The sequence below is a fragment of the Intestinibacter sp. genome, assembly GCF_051866655.1.
Lineage (GTDB): Bacteria > Bacillota > Clostridia > Peptostreptococcales > Peptostreptococcaceae > Intestinibacter.
The window spans coordinates 7,482-9,754 of record NZ_JBJDXL010000532.1; the positions used below are offsets into that span (position 1 = coordinate 7,482).

General features: G+C 30.0%; 2 protein-coding genes and 1 other annotated feature. Both genes read right to left on the minus strand.

The window, feature by feature from the left end; translation table 11 throughout:
* Positions 1 to 12 precede the first annotated feature (12 nt).
* Positions 13 to 1,035, minus strand: coding sequence for a phenylalanine--tRNA ligase subunit alpha (gene pheS, locus ACI3VO_RS16105; RefSeq protein ID WP_439758890.1), 1,023 nt, complete (start codon positions 1,033 to 1,035; stop codon positions 13 to 15).
* A gap of 74 nt (positions 1,036 to 1,109) precedes the next feature.
* Positions 1,110 to 1,339: a binding site (T-box leader), on the minus strand.
* A gap of 77 nt (positions 1,340 to 1,416) precedes the next feature.
* Entirely contained in the window at positions 1,417 to 2,214 is a 798-nt protein-coding gene (locus ACI3VO_RS16110) for a TrmH family RNA methyltransferase (protein ID WP_439758891.1), read from the minus strand.
* Positions 2,215 to 2,273 lie beyond the last annotated feature (59 nt).

Here is a 2,273-nt window from a genome sequence, read left to right on the forward strand (position 1 = left end):
TTAAAATAAATCCTATTTAAATTGATCTAAGAATCTTATATCATTTTCAACTAAAAGTCTTATATCGTCTATTTCGTATTTAAGCATTGCAAGTCTTTCAACACCCATACCGAAAGCGAATCCAGAATAAACTTCAGGATCTATGCCACAGTTTCTAAGTACATTTGGATGAACCATACCTGAACCTAATATTTCTATCCAACCTTCACCCTTACACATTGGACATCCTTTACCACCGCATTTGAAGCAGCTAACATCGACTTCTGCACTTGGTTCTGTGAATGGGAAGTTGTGTGGTCTAAATTTAGTTTTAGTGTTTTCTCCGAATAACTTCTTAACGAAAGTTTCTACAGTTCCTTTGAATTGAGCCATTGTTATATCTTTACCTACAACTAATCCTTCTATTTGATGGAACATTGGTGAATGTGTCGCATCTAATGAGTCATTTCTAAAGCATCTACCTGGAGAAATTATTTTTATTGGTAATTCTTGGCTTCTCATTGTTCTTATTTGAACTGGAGATGTTTGAGTTCTAAGTAATAATTCTTCATTGAAGTAGAATGTATCAGTCATATCTCTTGATGGATGATCTTTTGGTGCATTTAATGCATCGAAGTTATTTTCAACTGTTTCAACTTCTGGCCCTTCAACTACTGAAAATCCGATTCCCATAAATATTTCTGAAACTTCGTCTATTATTTGAGTTATTGGATGTTTTTTACCTACATTGAAAGTTTTACCTGGCATAGTTACATCTATAACTTCTGATTGTAATTTAGCTTGTTGTTCTATTCTTTTAACTTCAACTTTTTTATCGTTTATTGATGTTTCTATAGCTTCTCTTACTTCGTTGGCAATCTTACCTACAACTGGTCTTTCTTCTGAAGATAATTTTCCCATACCTTTTAATAATTTAGTTAATTGACCTTTTTTTCCTAAATATTTTACTCTTATGCTATCTAATTCTTCCATAGCAGAAGTAGCTTTTATATCTTCTAAAGCAGCTTCTTTTAAGTTAAGTAATTGTTCTTTCACGTTTATTTCACCCTTTCCAAATTTTATTATTAAAATTCTAATTATTTTTCTAAATAAAAAAAGCCTTCATCCCAGCTAGGGACGAAAGCTATTATTTCGCGGTACCACCCTAGTAGCTTATAAACACAAAGCCTATAAACCACTCGAAGAAACTTAACGCGTTTCAAACGTCAAAGCCTACTTTTATTTCAGCCTCGATACTCCAGAGCGAACTTCTCTTAAACTATCTATTTAATACTTCCAGCCTAGGTATTATTCTCTGTATAGAATTATTTAAAATACTTTTCTCCTTCATCGTAACTTTTGGTATTTATTTAAAAATATTTCACGTTTTCGTGTATACAACTCATTATAGCATATGTATTTTTGGCTTTCAACACATTAAATTAAATATTTTTTAATCTCATACATAAGTATAGCGGCACTTATTGCTGCATTTAATGACTCTGCCTTTCCATATATAGGAATCTTTATTAGCTTATCTGACTTAGAAATTAAGTCCTCATTAATGCCGTTTGCCTCATTTCCTATTACTAATGCAATCTTACCTTCGTAATTAGTTTCGTGGTAATAATTATCTGTCTGTAAATAGCTAGATACTATATTAAAGTTACTTTCTTTTAAGAAATCTACTGCTTCATCCTGTGTAGAGTGAATTATATTCATATCAAATATAGAGCCCATAGTAGATCTAATTACCTTTGGATTATAGATATCTACACATCCCTTTAAAAGTATAATAGCATCTACACCAGCGCTATCAGCAGTTCTTATTATAGTACCCATATTGCCAGGGTCTTGTATTCTATCTAAAATTAAAACAAACTTTTGATCCCTACTTATATTATTTACTAAATCTCTTTCTTTATACTTCAATACTCCTAAAATCCCCTGAGTATTCTCTGTATCTACCATTTCTAAGAAAATTTTATTTGTAGCTTTATATATTTTTATTCCCTTATTTTCTAATAAATTTAAAAATGACTTATGCTCTTGTTTCTTTTCAAATTCTTCATTTATAAAAACATACTCTAAATTTGCATCACATTCTAATGCTAGAGTCAATATTCTATATCCTTCGATTATAAATTTCTTTTCTTTATTTCTAGCTTTAGTTTTTAATAGAGACTTTGTATATTTAACTTTGTCGTTGTCTTTGCTCTTTATAATATTAATCATTCGCCCGTTACTGAAAACTTATAAAAATCTATAAAAAATTATAAAATTTTATGTTTCAT